Source organism: Kitasatospora cineracea, from assembly GCF_003751605.1.
Lineage (GTDB): Bacteria > Actinomycetota > Actinomycetes > Streptomycetales > Streptomycetaceae > Kitasatospora > Kitasatospora cineracea.
The window spans coordinates 4,453,023-4,470,322 of record NZ_RJVJ01000001.1 but is presented as its reverse complement, the minus strand read 5'-3'; the positions used below and the strand labels follow the sequence as shown (position 1 = coordinate 4,470,322).

At 74.3% G+C, this 17,300-nt stretch carries 10 protein-coding genes; 5 read left to right on the top strand and 5 right to left on the bottom strand.

The window, feature by feature from the left end; all coding sequences use genetic code 11:
- Nucleotides 1–75: 75 nt before the first annotated feature.
- Nucleotides 76–1,545, top strand: a complete 1,470-nt coding sequence (locus EDD39_RS20285) for an amidase (RefSeq protein ID WP_123557988.1) — start codon at nt 76–78, stop codon at nt 1,543–1,545.
- 42 nt (nt 1,546–1,587) lie between these two features.
- On the opposite strand, the gene EDD39_RS20280 is transcribed toward EDD39_RS20285, so the two are convergent.
- On the bottom strand, nt 1,588–3,669 hold the full coding sequence (locus EDD39_RS20280) for a sigma-70 family RNA polymerase sigma factor (protein ID WP_123557986.1): 2,082 nt from the start codon (nt 3,667–3,669) through the stop codon (nt 1,588–1,590).
- A gap of 803 nt (nt 3,670–4,472) precedes the next feature.
- On the opposite strand from EDD39_RS20280, the gene EDD39_RS20275 reads away from it, so the two are divergent.
- On the top strand, nt 4,473–6,098 hold the full coding sequence (locus EDD39_RS20275; protein ID WP_123557984.1) for an ABC-F family ATP-binding cassette domain-containing protein: 1,626 nt from the start codon (nt 4,473–4,475) through the stop codon (nt 6,096–6,098).
- Entirely contained in the window at nt 6,095–7,741 is a 1,647-nt protein-coding gene (locus EDD39_RS20270; protein ID WP_123557982.1) for an ABC-F family ATP-binding cassette domain-containing protein, read from the top strand. Before EDD39_RS20275 ends, EDD39_RS20270 begins: the two co-directional genes overlap by 4 nt.
- A gap of 110 nt (nt 7,742–7,851) precedes the next feature.
- Here EDD39_RS20270 and EDD39_RS20265 read toward each other — a convergent pair whose 3' ends face one another.
- A complete protein-coding gene (locus EDD39_RS20265) occupies nt 7,852–10,365 on the bottom strand; it encodes a discoidin domain-containing protein (protein ID WP_162870070.1) in 2,514 nt (837 codons plus the stop codon).
- 527 nt (nt 10,366–10,892) lie between these two features.
- Here EDD39_RS20265 and EDD39_RS20260 point away from each other — a divergent pair.
- Together EDD39_RS20260 and EDD39_RS20255 are read left to right on the top strand one after the other, a co-directional pair.
- Complete coding sequence (locus EDD39_RS20260; protein WP_030461106.1) at nt 10,893–11,363, top strand: cation:proton antiporter regulatory subunit; 471 nt, start codon at nt 10,893–10,895, stop codon at nt 11,361–11,363.
- 469 nt (nt 11,364–11,832) lie between these two features.
- The gene (locus EDD39_RS20255; RefSeq protein ID WP_123557980.1) at nt 11,833–13,047 is read left to right on the top strand and encodes a cation:proton antiporter; all 1,215 of its coding nucleotides are present in this window, start codon (nt 11,833–11,835) and stop codon (nt 13,045–13,047) included.
- Between the two features lie 87 nt (nt 13,048–13,134).
- Here EDD39_RS20255 and EDD39_RS20250 read toward each other — a convergent pair whose 3' ends face one another.
- The 3 genes from EDD39_RS20250 to EDD39_RS20240 form a co-directional block, all read right to left on the bottom strand.
- Entirely contained in the window at nt 13,135–15,774 is a 2,640-nt protein-coding gene (locus tag EDD39_RS20250) for a glycosyl hydrolase (RefSeq protein WP_123557979.1), read from the bottom strand.
- A 202-nt stretch (nt 15,775–15,976) separates the two neighbouring features.
- Nucleotides 15,977–16,867, bottom strand: a complete 891-nt coding sequence (locus EDD39_RS20245; RefSeq protein WP_244256836.1) for a class I SAM-dependent methyltransferase — start codon at nt 16,865–16,867, stop codon at nt 15,977–15,979.
- Between the two features lie 35 nt (nt 16,868–16,902).
- The gene (locus EDD39_RS20240; protein WP_123557975.1) at nt 16,903–17,265 is read right to left on the bottom strand and encodes a hypothetical protein; all 363 of its coding nucleotides are present in this window, start codon (nt 17,263–17,265) and stop codon (nt 16,903–16,905) included.
- Between the last annotated feature and the right edge of the window lie 35 nt (nt 17,266–17,300).

The window sequence follows — 17,300 nt, the reverse complement described above, 5'->3', positions numbered from 1 at the left end:
CTCGAACGACGCCCGTCCCCCTTGCCGCACAAAGTATTTCGTGCCCCGAGCGGGGGGCACGTAGCGTCCCGTGCCATGACCGAGGAGACGTGGACGTACGCGACGGCGGGGGAACTGACGGCGGCCCTGCGGGCCGGGAAGGTCAGTTCGGTGGAGCTGACCGAGGAGGCGATCGGGCGGATCGAACGGGAGGACGGGGCGCTGAACGCGATCTGCGCGCCGGACTTCGAGCGGGCCCGGGACGCCGCCCGGGCGGCCGACCGGGCCCGGGCACGGGGGGAGGAACGGCCGCTGCTGGGTGTGCCGGTGACGGTCAAGGAGTCGTACAACATGGCCGGGCTGCCCACCACTTGGGGCATGCCGCAGTTCCGGGACCACGTCCCGGCCGAGGACGCCCTGCAGGTGGCCCGGGTCAAGGCGGCGGGCGCGGTGGTGCTCGGCAAGACCAACGTGCCGCTCGGGCTCCAGGACATCCAGACCTACAACGAGATCCACGGCACCACCGTCAACCCGTGGGACCGCACCCGCACCTGCGGCGGCTCCTCCGGCGGCTCGGCCGCCGCCCTGGCCGCCGGGTTCGGCGCGCTGTCGCTGGGCACCGACATCGCCGGTTCGCTGCGCACCCCCGCCCACTTCTGCGGCGTCTACGCGCACAAGCCGACCCTGCACCTGCTGCCCACCCGCGGCATGGTCCCGCCGCACGCCCCGGCGCTGCCCGCCGACATCGACCTGGCCGTCGCCGGGCCGATGGCCCGCTCGGCCCGCGACCTCACCCTGCTGCTCGACGTGATGGCCGGCCCCGACCCGCTGACCTCCGGCCTGGCCCACACCCTGGACCTGCCACCCGCCCGCCACGACCGGCTCTCCGACTTCCGGGTGCTGGTCCTGGACGAGCACCCGCTCATCCCGACCGGCGCCGACGTCCGCGCGGGCCTGGCCCGGGTCGTCGACGCGCTCACCGCGGGCGGCGCCCGGATCGAGCGGCACAGTCCGCTGCTGCCCGACCTCGCCGACGCCGCCGAGCTCTACACCCTGCTGCTGTCCTCCGCCGTCGCCGTCCAGTTCCCGGTCGGCAGCCAGCAACAACTCGCCGCCCAGGTCGCCGGGTTGGACGAGGACGACCACAGTCTGGTTGCCGCCCGGCTGCGCGGCCTGCTGCTCTCCCACCGCGACTGGCTGGGCGCCGACCGCCGCCGCGAACTGCACCGCCACGCCTGGCGGCAGCTCTTCGCCGAGTTCGACGCCGTCGTCGCCCCGATCACCCCCACCGCGGCCTTCCCGCACGACCAGGACCCCGACCTGATGAACCGCCGGATCACCGTCGACGGCACCGCCCACACCTACTTCGACCAGCTGGTCTGGGCCGGCCTCGCCACCATGCCCGGCCTGCCCGCCACCGCCGTCCCCACCGGCCCGTCCGCCGCGGGCCTCCCGGTCGGCGTCCAGCTGATCGGCCCGATGTACGAGGACCGCACCCCGCTGCGCCTGGCCGAACTCCTCGAGGAGCAGCTCGGCGGCTTCCGCGCGCCCCGCGCGCCCCGCTGACCGGGCCCGGCCCCGGCCCGGACCCGGGCACCCGACGGGGGCTCAGCGGGCGGCCCGGTAGGCCAGGCCGGCGGCGGTGGCGGTCGTCCCGTCGGTGAACAGGCCGCTGCTGGGCTTCACCGGGTCCGCGCCGAGGCCGAACCAGGCGTAGCGCTGGAGGTAGGGCAGCGCGTCCAGGGCCTCGGTGGAGGCGGTGACGAAGGCGGCCTGCTGGTCGGCGCTCGGAAAGCGGGTGCCCTGGGAGAAGTCGATCAGGGCGTACTCGGTGAGCCAGATCGGCTTGTGGTAGCGCCGGTGGACGGCCTCCAGGTAGGCGGTCAGCTGCTGGACGGCCTGCGGGGTGCGGAAGTCCCCGCCGTACCAGTGCAGCGTGATGAAGTCGACCCGGTAGCCCTTGGCGTCGGCGCCGGCCATGAAGCGGTCCAGCCAGCCGCCGGGCGTGTCGGCCCCGTAGGCGACCGCCGGGCTGCCGAGGGTCTGCCCGGCCTGCATCAACTGCGGCCACAGTTCGAGCGCCCGGTCGACCGTCAGGTTCGACTGGGCGGCCATGTCCGGCTCGTTGAACCCCAGCAGGTAGGGGCCGTTGGCGCGGGCCTGGGCGAGGGCGGCGCCGGTGACCGAGGACGCGCCCCAGATCATCGGGACGAAGGACGCCGACGCGGGCGTGCTGATGCCCGGGTGCTGGGTGCCCCAGGTGTAGTACCAGCCCGCCCCGGAGGCGGCGAGCGCCTGGCTCGCCCCGTCGAAGGCCCACACGCCGACGCCCTTGCGCGCGGACGCGACGACGGCGCCCTGCGCCACCGGGGCGGACGCGGCGGCCGTGGCGGACGGCGGGACGGGCCCCGACGGTGCGGGCGAGGACGCTGACGGGGACGGGGACGGGACGGACGGTGAAGGCGCGGGCGGGGCCGAGGGTGACGCGCCGTCAGGTTCCGGCGGGGCCGCCGCCTCGGCGGCCGTGGGCGGCGCGACGGCCCCGGACGGCGCGGGCGCCGCCGCCGGGGCACTGTCCTGCCCCGGCACCAGCTCGGCCCCGACCAGGACGGCCGCCGCCACCAGCACCAGCGCCGCCCCGCCCAGCACCGGCTTGGCCAGCAGCGGCTTCGCCGTCCGGACGGGGCGCGGCCGCCGGTGGCCGGAACCCCGCCCCGCCGGGGCGCCCCCGGAGGAACCGGGGTGGCCGCCGGGGCCGTTGGTGCCGTCGGGTCCGCCGGGGCCGTTGGGGCCGCCGGGGCCGTCGGGGCCGTCGGGGCCGCCGGGGTGCGGCCCACCGGGATGCGGCCCGCCGGGGTGCGGGGCGCCGGGTCCGCCGGGGGTGAGGGCGGCGAGGATCCGGGCCGGGTCGAGGCTGGGCGGGACGGCCAGCAACGGCAGGCCGTACAGCAGCCGTTCGGCGGGGAGCAGCCCGTTGCGTTCGCCGGTGCAGCGGGCGCAGTCGCGCACGTGCCGGGCCAGGCGCTTGCGCCACAGCGGGCCGGGGGTGCCGTCCCAGCCGGTCGTGGTCGCGGCCAGGCCGGGACAGCGCGGGTCGGCGGCCAGGGCGCGCACCAGCAGGCGGGAGAGGTCGAGTTGCTTCTTCATCCGGCCGGTGCGGACGGCGGCGTGGCCGGAGCTGAGGCCGAGCGCGGCGACCAGGTCGGCCTGTTCGAGTTCGCCGGTCTCCTTGAGCCACCACAGGGCGAGCAGTTCGCGGTCGTCGGGGTCGAGCCAGCGGGTGGCCTCGGCGATCTCGCGGCGCTGTTCGGTGAGGCCGAGGCGCAGGACGGTCAGGCCCGCGAAGTCGAGCGCGGGGTCCGGTATCGCCTCGGCCTCCTCGATCGGGGCGGACCGGTCGAGGGCGGCGGCCCGGTCCTGCTGCCGGTTGCGCACCTGCCGGACGGCGATGGCCACCAGCCAGGACCGGAAGGCGGCCGGGTCCCGCAGTTCGGACAGTCCGCGGACCATGCGCAACAGGGTCTCCTGTACGACGTCGTCGGTGTCGGCGTGGCCGTTCAGCGCCCGGCCGACGATGTTGTAGACCAGCGGCAGGCTGTGGGCCACCAGGTGTTCCAGCGCCTGCCGGTCGCCGGCGCGGGCCGCCGCCACCGTCCCGGCGTCGGGTCCGCTGCGTCTGGTGTTCGACATGGGGTCCGTTCCTCTGCGTCGGGGTGGCGGGTGCACCGGGTGTACGCATCGGAGACCGGCCGCGGGGGCGCCCGCCAACAGAAATTCTTCCCCGGACCGGAATTTGTGTTGGCGGGGACCCCCGCCCGCGGTCTCCGATGCGTACACCCGGTGCACCCGCACCTCGAGGAGCAGGAGGACGGCCCGCGATGGCACGAGGACACCGCCGCCACCGCGCCGCCACCGGCCCCGCCTGAGCCAGGCGGCCGGGCGGCCCCCACCGCCCCGGCCGCCGTCCGACCCTGCCGGGTGCCGGGCCCCCACCCCGGCCCACCCGGCCCGGCAGGGTCCGCCGGGCACCGCGCCCTTCCCCCTGCACGGGGCGCGGTGCCCGGCCTTCCCCGGTCAACGGCCGACGGCCGACGGCCGACGGCCGACGACCGACGACCGACGACCAACCGGCGGCCACCGGCCACCGGCCAACAGCCGCCCGCCGGCCCGTGCGGCGACAACTCCCCGGTGGGGCGAGCTGTTACAGTCGGAAGTGGCGCAGTGGTTGCGCACGTGGCACATGCACGGAAGAGGGACAGACGTGGCGGGTGACGACGACATCTCCGGGTGAGACCCGGACCTGACGGCCACCGGGCCGGCGCACGAGGCGCCGCCGGAGTGGTCCGTTTCGTCGTCCCCTTCTTCTCCCTCCCACCCGTCCCTCGGGCAGTCCGCCGTTCCCCCGGCTCCGCGGCAACCCTCCGGTACCTGCCGGGGCCCCTCCGGAGCCTGCCGGGCCGTGCGCTGCCCCCGGTGCCATTCGAGGTCCCACCGTGTCCGACGTCGCCGTCGTCTGCTCCCACCTGTCCTTCTCCTGGCCGGACGACACCCCGGTCTTCCACGACCTGTCGTTCAGCGTGCCGCCGGGCCGCACCGGCCTGGTCGCGCCGAACGGTTCCGGCAAGTCCACCCTGCTGCGGCTGATCGCGGGTGAACTGCGGCCCGCCGCCGGGTCGTTGACGGTCTCCGGGACGCTCGGTTACCTGCCGCAGAGCCTGCCGTTGACGGCGGGGCTCAGCGTCGCGCAGGTGCTGGGCGTCGACGGGGCGATCCGGGCGCTGGACGCCGTCGAGTCGGGCGACGTCGCCGAGGAGCACTTCGCGGTGATCGGCGACGACTGGGACATCGAGGAGCGCACCCGCGCCCAGCTGGACCGCCTGGGCCTGGGCGCCCTCGCACTGGACCGCGACCTGGGCACGCTCAGCGGCGGCCAGGTGGTCTCGCTCGGCCTGGCGGCCCAACTGCTGCGCCGCCCGGACGTGCTGCTGCTGGACGAGCCGACCAACAACCTGGACGCGGCGGCCCGGCACCGCCTGTACGACGTGCTCTGCGAGTTCAACGGCTCGCTGCTGCTGGTCAGCCACGACCGCGCGCTGCTGGACCGGATGGACCGGATCGCCGAGCTGGACGGCGGTGAACTGCGGCTGTACGGGGGCGACTTCACCGCCTACCAGGAGGCGGTGCGGGCGGAGCGGGAGGTCGCCGAGCGCAACGTCCGCAACGCCGAGCAGCAGTTGAAGCGGGAGAAGCGCGAGCTGCAGCAGGCCCGGGAGCGGGCCGACCGGCGGGCGAGCAACGCGGCGAAGAACCTGAAGAACGCGGGCCTGCCGAAGATCTTCGCGGGCACCATGAAGCGCGGCGCGCAGGAGTCCGCGGGCCGTTCGGGGCAGGTGCACGCGGCGCGGGTGGACGAGGCGCGGGCCCGGCTGGACGAGGCCGGGCGGGCGGTGCGCGAGGAGCAGCGGCTGAGCCTGGAACTGCCGGACACCCAGGTCCCGGCGGGGCGGACGCTGTTCCACGGCGAGGGGATGCGGGCCCGGCTCGGGGGCACGGAGGTGTTCGGGCCGGACGGCGCGGACCTGATCGTGCGGGGGCCGGAGCGGATCGCGCTGACCGGGCCGAACGGCGCCGGGAAGACCACGCTGATGCGGCTGGTCAGTGGTGATCTGGCGCCGGAGGGCGGGGAGTTGCGGCGCGGCGAGGGTCGGATCGCGTACCTGTCGCAGCGCCTGGACCTGCTGGACGAGGGGCTGTCGGTGGCGGAGAACTTCGCCCGGTCCGCGCCGGAGCGGCCGGAGTCGGAGCGGATGAACCTACTGGCCCGGTTCCTGTTCCGGGGCGCGGGGGCGCACCTGCCGGTGCGGGTGCTGTCGGGCGGCGAGCGGCTGCGGGCGACGCTGGCGTGCGTGCTGTGCGCGGAGCCGGCGCCGCAGTTGCTGCTGCTGGACGAGCCGACCAACAACCTGGACCTGGTGGGCGTGGGCCAGTTGGAGAGCGCGTTGAACGCGTACCGGGGGGCGTTCGTGGTGGTCAGCCACGACGAGCGGTTCCTGGCGGAGATCGGGGTGGGGCGCCGGCTGCGGCTGGCGGACGGCCGGTTGACGGAGGTGGCGGCGTGACGGCGCTGGTCGCCCACGACCTGGTCCGCGTCCTGGGCGGTCGCCGGGTGCTCGACGGGCTGTCGCTGACGGCCGCGCCGGGCCGCCGGATCGGGCTGATCGGCGAGAACGGCTGCGGCAAGTCGACGCTGCTGCGGGTGCTGGCCGGGGTCGACGAGCCGGAGGCCGGGAGCGTCGTCCGGCCGGCCGATCTCGGCTTCCTGCACCAGGAGTTGCCGTTCGACCCGGCCGCGGACGTCGCCTCGGTGCTGGCCGAGGCGCTGCGCGAGGCCCGCGCGGACCTCGCCGAACTGGAGCGGCTGGGCGCCGAGTTGGCCGCCCTGCCCGAGCAGCACCCGTCCCTGCCCGCCCTGTTGGCGGAGTACGGGCGCCGGCTGGAGCAGGCCGAGGACCGCGGTTCCTGGGACGCCGACCGCCGGGCGGCGCTGGCGCTGGACGGCCTGGGGCTGTCCGCCGTCGGACCGGAGCGCACGCTCGGCTCGCTCTCCGGCGGGCAGCGCGGCCGGCTGGCACTGGCGGCGCTGCTGGTGCGCCGCCCCGCGGCGGTGCTGCTGGACGAGCCGACCAACCACCTGGACGACGCCGCGTCCGCCTTCCTGGAGGCCCAACTCCGTTCGCTGCCGGGCGCAGTGGTGGTGGCCAGCCACGACCGGGCGTTCCTGGAGGCGGTCTGCACCGACCTGTTCGACCTGGACCCGGCGGCGGACGGGCCGGTGCGCTTCGGCGGCGGCTACCTCGCCTACCTGGCGGCGAAGCGGGCCGCCCGCGGCCGCTGGGAGCGCCGGTACGCCGAAGAGCGGCAGGAGATCGCGGAGTTGGAGCACGCGGCGGGGGTGACCGCGCACCGGGTGGCACCGGACCGGGGGCGCACCGACAACGAGAAGATGGGCTACGGGCACCGGGCGGGCCGGGTGCAGCAGCAGATCTCCCGCCGGGTGCGCGACGCCTCCCGCCGACTGGCCGAACTGGAACGCACCCGGGTCGCCGAGCCGCCCGTCCCGCTGCGCTTCACCCCGCCGGCCCCGGAACCGGCGGACCCGTCCGCCCCGCCGGCCTGCCCGCCGTCCGCCCCGCTGCTCTCCCTGCACGGGGTCGGCGTTCCCGGGCGGCTGGCCCCCGTCTCGCTGCAACTCGACTGCACCGAACGGCTGTTGGTGACGGGCGGGAACGGGACGGGCAAGTCGACGCTGCTGGCGGTGCTGGCCGGGCGGCTGGACCCGGCGGTGGGCGAGGTGCGGCGGCGGCCGGGCCTGACGGTGGGCCTGCTCGCCCAGGACACCGTGTTCGCGCGTCCGGAGCGCACCGCCCGCGAGACCTACGCGCTCGCGCTGGGGCCGGAGGCGGCGGAGCGGGTGCCGCTGTCGGCGCTCGGCCTGCTGGCGGCGGCCGACCTGGACCGCCCGGTCGGGGCGCTGTCGGTGGGCCAGCGCCGCCGGCTCGCGCTGGCCCTGCTGGTGGCCCGACCGCCCCGGCTCCTACTGCTGGACGAGCCGACCAACCACCTCTCGCCGCTGCTGTGCGACGAACTGGAGGAGGCGATCGGCACCGGCGACCCGGGGGCGGTGGTGCTGGCGGGGCACGACCGCTGGCTGCGCCGCCGTTGGCGGGGGCGGGAGTTGGCGCTGACCGCCTCCCGGGAGTGAGGGGCGGCGGCCGGCGAGAGTGAGGGGCCCCGCACACGGAGGTGGCGGCCACCGCCCCGGGCATGGGGGCGGTGGCCGCCGGTTTCAGCGCTGGTCGCGGCTACCGGTGGTTACGGGTAGGAGACCAGGTTGGAGGGGACGGTCCCGGTGCCGGAGGTCCCGGCGCCGGTGTTGTTGACCACGTGCAGGAACTGGCCGTTACCGCCGAGCGAGTTGACCAGGACGTCGTGCAGCTTGACGCCGGGCGCGTTCGGGACCTCGAAGCCGTGGTCCATCACGATGGTCGGGTCGACGTTGAAGTAGCAGTAGCTGCCCAGGCCCCAGCCCTCGTGGGTGGTGACGTTGTCCTCGACCTTGTAGGCGGCGTAGCCCTTGGTGTTGCCGTTCTGGATCGCGGCCTGGTTGGGCGCGTCGTAGGCGATCTCGTTCTGGAAGAAGATCGTCTTGCCGCCGTTGCCCTTCCACCACACGTCGTACTTGTTGAAGTGCTCGACGAACAGGCCGGTGGCGAGGACGTCGTTGCCGCCGACGACGAAGCCGTAGTCGGAGCGGTTGGTGTCCCAGCCGACGCCCGCGCCGTGGTCGGCGCGCCAGATCCAGGTGTGGTCGACGATGGTGTTGTTGCTGTTGATCACCATGCCGTTGGTGGTCTTGCCGGCGCCGGCGCCGCCGACCCGGACGAAGACGTCCTGGATGACGATCGGGTCGGCCGCGTGGTTCGCGCCCGGGGTGTCGTTGCCGACCTGGAGCAGGGCCTGGGAGTTGACGGTGCCGGCGTCCAGCAGCAGGCCGGAGACCTTGACGCCGTCGACGTCGGCGACCTTCATCGCGGTCACGCCGTTGTCCGGGACGACGGTGGCGAGGCCGAGGCCGAGCACCACGGTGTCCGGGCGGGTGATGTTGATGGACTGGTCGACGTGGTAGACGCCGGGGGTGAAGAGCAGGTTGAGGCCCTGGGCGAGCGCCTGGTTGATGCTCGCGGCGGTCGCGCCGTCCTTCACCACGTAGAACTGGCTGAGCGGCAGCGAGGTGCCCTGCGGGGCGCCGTTGCCCCAGGAGGTGCCGCGGGCGTTGGTGCGCTTGGCGGGCACGAACACCTTGTAGTCGTTGCCGTCCAGGTACAGGAACGGCTTCTCCTGCGAGACGGGGGTGGTGTCGAGCGTGGTGTACGGCGGGTTCGGGAAGCCCTGGGCGGGGGCGCCCTGGACGCCGGAGAAGGTCTGGTTCCACACGCCGTTGGAGAACCCGCCGATGGAGCTGTCGCGGGTGTACCACTGCTGCTGCGAGTAGTTGCCGACCTGGCCGTCGATCTTCGAGTCGGCGATGTAGCCGCCCGAGGCCCAGCCGTAGCCGGCGGGGGCCAGGTTGAGGCCGCCCTCGACGTGCATCCGGCGGAACGGGGCGGCCTGCGAGACGGCCCAGCGGTCGGTGCCGCTGACCGGCTTGAGGTGCAGGTTCTCGGCGGAGCGCCAGAAGTTCTGGGTGGCGTTGCCGTTGAACCAGCCCGCGTCGACGGTGACGTCGCCGTTGAAGGTGGTGTCGTCCGGGTTCAGGCCCAGGCCCGCGATCGAGGTGTAGAAGCCGATCTGGGCGTTGATGTTGTTGTACGTGCCCGGCTTGAACAGCAGCGCGTAGCGGTCGCTGCCGAACTGGTTCGACTCCTGCTTCTTGAAGACGGCGTCGACCGTGGCCTGGATGTTCGGCGTGGACGGGTCGAAGACCAGCACGTTCGGGCCGAGGTCGCCGCCGCCCTGCACCGGCGGGGTGGTGGAGCCGCCGCTGCCGGTGTGCACGCCCATCTCCCACAGCGAGTAGCCGTAGTTGGTGGCGCGCTGGGTGCCGTACATCCGCACGTAGCGGCCGGAGCCGGAGACGTTGAGCGTCTCGTTGCCGCCGGCGCCGGTGGTGGTGGAGTAGATCGTCGCCCAGGTGCTGCCGTCGCTGGACGCCTGGATCTGGTACGCCTTGCCGTACGCGGCCTCCCACTTGAGGTCGACCTTGCACAGCTGCTGCACGGAGCCGAGGTCGACCTGCAGCCACTGCGGGTCGGCGGCGGCCGAGGACCAGCGGGTGCCGGTGTTGCCGTCCACGGCGGAGGAGGCCGGGGTGCCGCCGTTCTCGGTGGAGGAGGCGGTGGCGGCCTTGCCCTGGGCGGCGTTGTCGGTGGAGCAGGTCGAGCCCGACGGGGTGCCGGTGGGGGTGCCGCCGAGGGTGCCGTACACCTGGAACTCCCAGAGGGAGTAGCCGTAGCCGGTGCCGCGGGTGATGCCGTTCATCCGCACGTACCGGCCGGAGCCGGAGACGTTCAGCACCTCGGTGCCGCCGGCGCCGGTGGTGGTGGAGTAGATCGTCGTCCAGGTGGTCCCGTCGTTGGACGTCTGGATCTGGTACGCCTTGCCGTACGCGGTCTCCCAGTTCAGCTGCACCTTGCTGATGGTGGAGACGGAGCCCAGGTCGACCTGCAGCCACTGCTGGTCGGAGGCGGCCGAGGACCAGCGGGTGCCGAGGTCGCCGTCGACGGCGCCGGCGGCGGGGGTGCCCGCGTTCTCGGCGGACGAGGCGGTGACCGCCTTGCCCTGGGAGATCAGCGAGTCCGCGGCCTGCGCGGTGCCCGGGATCGTCATGACGGCACCCGCGACCAGGGCCGCGGCGGCGAGTACGGCAGGCGTCCGGCGCAGGGGGGCACCGGAAGGGGGAGGGGCGAGCCGCATGGCTCCTCCTGCTGTGAGCGGTGGGTGGGGTAGGGAAAAAAACGGAGAGCGCTCTCCGGTCAGCGTCCCAGGGCAGGCCGGGTCAGGGATCGCGCCTTCTGTGGGGTCGGCACGAAAACCACGGCTTCACCTGGGTGAAACGCTGCCGCATCAGGTTAGTTCATGGCGAGAGAAAAGCCGAGACCCTGGCGCCAACATCTCGATTTCGCCGGACCGGACAGGGAGAGCGCTCTCCCAGATGGGCGCGCGGGAGCTCGCAGGCGGCCTCCCCGGGGGCACCTCCGGGACCGCGGGGCGGCCGACCCGACGTGGGCAAGGTCACCCTCTTGGGAATGTCTTTACCTTTGGTTGACCCTTACGGCCGCGGGCCCGCCTCTGAAAAGGTGGGACGACCCAACCACGTCCTGCGCCCGAAGGGATGCCCCGTGCCCGTCTCACGCATGCAATCGACCCCGCTGCCCGGCATCGGCGTGCAGTACGACCTGACCACCAGGGAGCACCAGCACCTCTCGGTGATCGCCCACCGCGACGGCACCCGCACCCTCAACACCTACCGCCGCGAGGACCCGGACGCCTGCGCCCACTCGCTGCACCTGACGGAGGGTGAGACCGCCGCGCTCGTCGACGCCCTGACCCCGACCCACCACAGCCCCAACCTGCTGCACACCTCCGGCCTCGGCCTGGTCGCCGAACGGATCGAGCTGTCCGGCTCCTCGTACTGGAACGGCCGCGCCCTCGGCGACACCCGGATGCGCACCGAGACCGGCGTCTCCATCGTCGCCGTCCTGCGCCGCACCGGCGCCGTCCCCTCCCCCGCCCCGGACTTCCGGCTGGCCGGCGGGGACACCCTGATCCTGATCGGCACCCGCGAGGGCGTCGACGCCGCCGCCGTCGTCCTCGGCCGGGAGTGACCCCCGCCCCGCACTGAGGCGCCGGGGCCCGGCCGCACCCGCGGTCCGGGACTCCACCCGCGCGCGTTCCACCCGGCCGCCCGGCGGCCGGGACGTTCCGAGCCGCCCGGCGGCCACGGCTGTGCCCGGCCCCGCCCGCCCCGCCCCAGTGAGGCACCGGCCTGCCGCGGCTCCCGGGCCGCCCGCCGCACCACCACCGACGCACCCCCACCGACGCGTCGGCGCCGCCGCCGCACCGACCCGAGCACACCCGAACGTCCGCACCGGCACGGCCCGCCGACCGGCCGTCCGACCCGAGCGCACCGAGGACCGTGGATGCACCCGACGAACCCGCCCAGAGCCACCGGCGACGACCTGCACCCGCACCGGAACCGCCGAAAACCGGCCCGCCGCCCCGCGGCCACCAACCAGGCACCCACTCCTTCCAGCCCGCCAGGCCGGAGCATCCCGAAAGAGAAAAGGTGAACGCTTGCACACCGCCACCGTCTTCATCGAGCTCGGCGCGATCATCCTCACCCTGGGGCTGCTCGGCCGGATAGGCGCCCGCTACGGCCTCTCCCCCATCCCGCTCTACCTGCTCGGCGGCCTCGCGTTCGGGCACGGCGGGCTGCTGCCGCTCAGTACCAGCGAGGAGTTCGTCGCCACCGGCGCCGAGATCGGCGTGGTCCTGCTGCTGCTGATGCTCGGCCTCGAGTACACCGCGGCCGACCTGGTCACCAACCTGAAGAGCCAGTACCCGGCCGGGATCGTCGACTTCGCCTTCAACGCGCTGCCCGGCGCGGCGATGGCCCTGCTGCTCGGCTGGGGCCCGGTCGCGGCGGTCGTGCTGGCCGGTGTCACCTGGATCTCCTCCTCCGGCGTGATCGCCAAGGTGCTCGGCGACCTGGGGCGGCTCGGCAACCGGGAGACCCCGGTGATCCTCAGCATCCTGGTGCTCGAGGACCTGGCGATGGCCGTCTACCTGCCGATCCTGACCGCCCTGCTGGCCGGGGCCGGGCTGCTGGTCGGCAGCGTCACCCTGGCCGTCGCGCTGGCCACCGCCGGTGCGGTGCTGTTCGTCGCGCTCCGCTACGGGCGGCTGATCTCCCGGTTCGTGTCGCACGACGACCCGGAGAAGCTGCTGCTGGTGGTGCTCGGCCTGACCCTGCTGGTGGCGGGCATCGCCCAACAGCTCCAGGTCTCGGCGGCCGTCGGCGCGTTCCTGGTCGGCATCGCGCTGTCCGGTGAGGCCGCCGAGGGCGCGCACACCCTGCTCAGCCCGCTGCGCGACCTGTTCGCGGCCGTCTTCTTCGTCTTCTTCGGCCTCAACACCAACCCCGCCAGCATCCCGCCGGTGCTGCTGCCCGCCCTGGCGCTGGCCGTGGTCACCGCCCTCACCAAGATCGCCACCGGTTACTGGGCGGCCCGCCGGGCCGGCATCGCCGTCAAGGCCCGCTGGCGGGCGGGCGGCGCGCTGGTCGCCCGCGGCGAGTTCTCCATCGTCATCGCCGGACTGGCCGTCACCGCGGGCATCGAGCCGTCGCTGGGCCCGCTCGCCACCGCGTACGTGCTGCTGCTGGTCGTCATCGGCCCGCTCGCGGCCCGCTGGACCGAGCCGATCGCCGCCCGCCTCACCCGCCGCGGCGACGCCGCCGCCCCGGCCGAGCCGCAGCCCCTCGCCGAGGAGCCGGGCGTCCACGTCTGACGCCCCGCCGCCCCGCCGCCTCCCCGCCGGAACGCCGGTGCCCGGCCCGCGCAGGTGGCGGGCCGGGCACCGGTCGGTGACGGGGGGTCAGTCGTCCTGCCCGTCCCGGTGGTGGACACCGCCGAGGCGGCGCGGGTCGAAGGACCAGATGCCGCGGCCGTGGGTGGCGGCGTAGAGCTTGCCGTCCGGGCCGGTCTTCAGCTGCATCACCGTGGTGGTGGGCAGGCCGGTGCCGAGGACCTTCCAGTCCGCGGCGCCCGGAGCGCGGTGGAACGCCGCCAGGTCTGTGCCCAGGGCGAGGCCGCCGTCCGGCAGCAGGAGCAGCGTGTCGGCGGGGACGTCGGGCAGGTTGGCGGAGACGTCCTTCCAGGTGGCGCCGCCGTCGCGGCTCTCGAAGACGTGGCCGATGCCCGCGCCGGGGCCCTCGGTCCAGGTCCGGGAGAAGCCGGAGAAGGAGACCAGGACATGCTGGGCGTCGGCCGGGTCGACGGCGAAGGAGGAGATGTAGCGGTTGGGCAGGGTGCCGTCGACGGGCAGGTTCAGCTGGTGCCAGCCGGTGCCGTCGGCGTTGCCGGTGGCGATGCCGCGGGTGAAGCCCTGGTTGTTGCAGGGGCCGCACCAGCCGGCGTAGACGGTGCCGCCGGAGGAGGCGACGGCGGTGGCGACGTGGCCGGCGCCCAGGTCGAAGGCGCTGGTCCACTCGCTGCCGCTGCGGATCGCGAAGCCCTTGTTCTGCACCCAGACGTGCTGGCCGCCGGCGACCCAGGTGGCGGGGTTCTTCGCGTCGGAGGTGATCGGCGCGATGAAGCGGGCGGCGGCGGCCGCCTTGTCGGGCGGGGCGACCTCGTAGGAGGTGGCCTTGGCCGGGTCGGTGGACCAGGAGCCGTCGTTGACGGCGCAGTTGTTGGTCACCCACATGTCGAGGTAGACGTACTCCTCGGCGATGTTGCAGCCGTCGGCCGGGTCGACGATGGTGTCCGCGCCGTCGCCGCCGAAGTCGGAGCCCATCACCTTGTCGCGGGCGCGCAGGACGGACTCGCCGTTGTCCTGGAGGCCGCCGCTGACGATCACGCCGTGGCCGGCGGGGTCGGCGCCGACGCCGACCGAGTAGTACTGCAGGGTGTCGATGGTGCCGTCGTTGAGGGACTTCCAGTCCGCGGCGTGGCCGCCGGAGTCCAGCGTGCCGTCGACCGGGCGGCTGTAGATGCCGCCGTCGTTGCCGACGTAGACGCTGCTGCGGCCGTGGTAGCTGCCGACGGCGACGGCGTGCTGGTCGGAGTGCGTGGTGGGCGAGCAGTCGCCGGTCTGCTCGGCCGGGTCGATCGACCAGCACGGGAAGCCGAAGTTCCAGTACGGGCCGGGGGTGTGCCAGACGGCGCCGCCGTCGCCGGTCTCGAAGACCTCTTCCAGGCCCAGGTAGACGTGGTCGGCGTCGTTCGGGTCGACCTGGAGGAACTGGTTGTACCAGGACTGGATGCCGGGCTGGTAACCGTCGTCCTGGAGGGCCGAGCCGGAGCCCTTGAGCTTGTCCTTGTCGGCGATCAGCGTCCACGGGCCGAACGGGGAGCCGGACTTGGAGACGTAGACGCCCTGCAGGCCGCTGTCCGGGTCGGTGGCCAGTTTGGTGGGCGACTGGTCGACCGCGTAGTAGCGCGAGCCGTCCTCGGACCGGGCGAAGGTGACGTTCCCGACGTCCCCGGCGCCAGTGGGCAGGTCGCCGAGCGAGGCGACGCGCTGCCAGCTGCCGTCCGCGGCCTTGGCGTAGAAGCCGTTGTAGGTGTCGCCGCTGCGCCAGCCGACCGCGAGCAGGACCTTGGACGGGTCCTCGGGGTCGACGGCGATGTCGTTGGCGATGTTCTTGTACGGGGCGCTGGGGTTCTTCGCGTCGGCGCCGCCGGGCAGGTAGCTCGGGTTCGGCGCGAACTCCAGCGTCCACGGCCCGCTGAGGTCGGCGGTGGAGTGGGACCACACGCCGCGGCTGGTGGCCGCCCACACCTTGTCCCCGGCGAAGCGCAGGGCGTGGATCGTGGTGGACTCCAGCTCGGCGCCGCCGACCCGCGTGCCGGGGGTGAACTCGCCGTGCTTCGGGTCGGCGAGCAGGTACACGCCGGTGCCGACGTACGCGGTCGCGCCGGTGTTGGACTCGCCGGTGGCGTACCAGAGCCGCCCGCCGCCGTCGAGGCCGAGCGCGCCGGTGGACAGCGAGGGCAGCCTGTCGGAGATCGACTGCCAGTGGCCGCCGCCGGTGCGGGAGCGGAAGACGCCGCCGTTGGCGCCGCCCGCGTACACGTAGCCGTCGTCGTCGGCGGCGATGCCGGTGATCCGGCCGGTGACGTTGCCGGAGCCGCCGCTGGAGTTGGAGTTGACGTCGCGGTAGCGCGGGTCGTCGCTGTTGTACGGCTTGTCGGTGACGTGGTCCCAGGAGCCCGCGGTGCGCGGCATCGACTGCAGTTGGGCCCAGGCGGCGCCGTACGCGCCGGGTGCAACGACGCCGGGCGCGGTGCGGGCCTCGGTGAACTGCTCGGTGGACTCGGCGGAGTTCTCGGCCTCGTCGCCCCCGTCCTCGTCGGCGGCCTTCGCCGCGAACGTGCCGGCGGTGACCTCCCGGGCGTGCTGGTGGCCGATCTCGGCCAGGTGGCCCGCCTGCCGGGGGCGGGGCTCGGGAGCGGGTGCCGCGAGGGCCTGACCGGTGGTCAGACCGAGCGCGGTCAGTGCGACGGCGCACATGAACAGCTGACGTCGATGCCTGTTGGGCACGGTGCGGTGTCCCTCCCCGGGAGACCGGGCGCGCCGATCGCGCGCCGCGGTGGGTCAGTCCGACAGCCTTGCGGCCGACCCCGCCGGGGAGAAGGGGACGCGCGTAAAGAACGCCCAAAAACCAAATCAGTGAAGAGAGTTGATAAACACGGAAGCCGACCAGCCCGCCGGCTCAGGAGTGTTCGGCGACGGCGACCCGGCCGGAGCGGAGCGAGGCGCGGCTGCCGGTCGGGGTGTCGAGGTCCTGCGCGAGGGTGAGCAGGTCGTGGTCGGCGACGGTCCGCAGGCCGTGCTCGGCGAGCAGGGCGGCGATCCGTTCCGGCCGCCACAGCGAGCGCCAGGGCTCGCCCGCGGTGACGGAGTTGCCGAGCAGCCGGGTGAGCAGCCGTCCGGCGGCCGCTTTCGCCGACGGGGCCTGGTAGTTGAGGACGAGTGCGCTGCCGGGCGCGGTGCGGGCGGCGAGGGCGGCGAGGGTGGAGCGGACCTGTTCGCGGGTGAGGTAGGGGACGACGCCCTCCCACAGCCAGGTGGTGGGGGCGGCGGGGTCGTGCCCGGCGGCGTCCAGGGCCGGGCCGAGGGCGTCGACGGCGAAGTCGACCGGGGTGAAGCGGACCGAGCGGGCCGTCGGCCGGAGGTCGGCGGCGGCCAGCCGGTCCTGCTTGTCCCGCTGCGAGGCGGGGTGGTCGACCTCCCACACGTCGGTGTCGGCGAGGGCGGCGAGCCGCCAGGCGCGGGTGTCCAACCCGGCACCGAGGACGACGAGTTGGCCGTTCGCGTGGGCCCGCAGTGCCTCGTCGATCGCCACCGTCCGGGGCACCGCGATCTCGGCGCAGGCCCGGACGCCCTCGTACCCGGTGCGTTCCTTCCACCCCGGCGGGGGCGTCCCCGCCCGCACCTGGTCGACCACGGCCCGTTCGTCGGCCCGCAGCAGCCGTCCGGCCACCGGGTCGGCGAACCGTCCGCCGCCGGCCCGGCCGTCCGCGGCGGCCCGGCCCTGGCAGACCAGCACCGCCGTCCGGCTCGCCGTGCGCGCGTTCTCCGCCGTGGGGCCCATGGAATCCATGGGCCCCATTCAACACCCGGCCCGCCGGGGGCCGGTCAGCCGTCGGAGTAGCTGAGGTCGCCGACGGACCAGGCGCTGATGTCCTCGATGGCGATCCGGTACATGCCCCCGGTGTGCGGCAGGCCGAAGTCGCCCTGCAGGATGCGCGCCCGGTGCAGGTGGAGGTGGGTGGGCGGGGTCGGGGCGCCGCCGGGCGGCGGGGCGAACAGGGAGGCGAACGGTTTCAGGTGGTCGGAGGATTGCAGGACGTCCGCCACCCGTTCCCACCACAGGGCCACCGGGGCGAGCCTGCCGGTGATCACCGCACCGGGGACGACCACTGTCACGGACATCTGGTTGCTGTGCTCGGACTCCACCATCAAGGCGATGTCGACGAGCAGCCCGTCAGAATTCGACATGCCCCGAGCCTAGTGCCCCGACGGGCGGGTGCGGC

What these genes read in the sequence shown, in the direction of transcription:
- EDD39_RS20285 (WP_123557988.1), top strand. Translation starts at nt 76, where the DNA reads ATGACCGAGGAGACGTGGACGTACGCGACGGCGGGGGAACTGACGGCG.
- EDD39_RS20250 (WP_123557979.1), bottom strand. Translation starts at nt 15,774, where the DNA reads ATGTGCGCCGTCGCACTGACCGCGCTCGGTCTGACCACCGGTCAGGCC.
- EDD39_RS20280 (WP_123557986.1), bottom strand. Translation starts at nt 3,669, where the DNA reads ATGTCGAACACCAGACGCAGCGGACCCGACGCCGGGACGGTGGCGGCG.
- EDD39_RS20240 (WP_123557975.1), bottom strand. Translation starts at nt 17,265, where the DNA reads ATGTCGAATTCTGACGGGCTGCTCGTCGACATCGCCTTGATGGTGGAG.
- EDD39_RS20260 (WP_030461106.1), top strand. Translation starts at nt 10,893, where the DNA reads ATGCAATCGACCCCGCTGCCCGGCATCGGCGTGCAGTACGACCTGACC.
- EDD39_RS20265 (WP_162870070.1), bottom strand. Translation starts at nt 10,365, where the DNA reads ATGACGATCCCGGGCACCGCGCAGGCCGCGGACTCGCTGATCTCCCAG.
- EDD39_RS20245 (WP_244256836.1), bottom strand. Translation starts at nt 16,867, where the DNA reads ATGGATTCCATGGGCCCCACGGCGGAGAACGCGCGCACGGCGAGCCGG.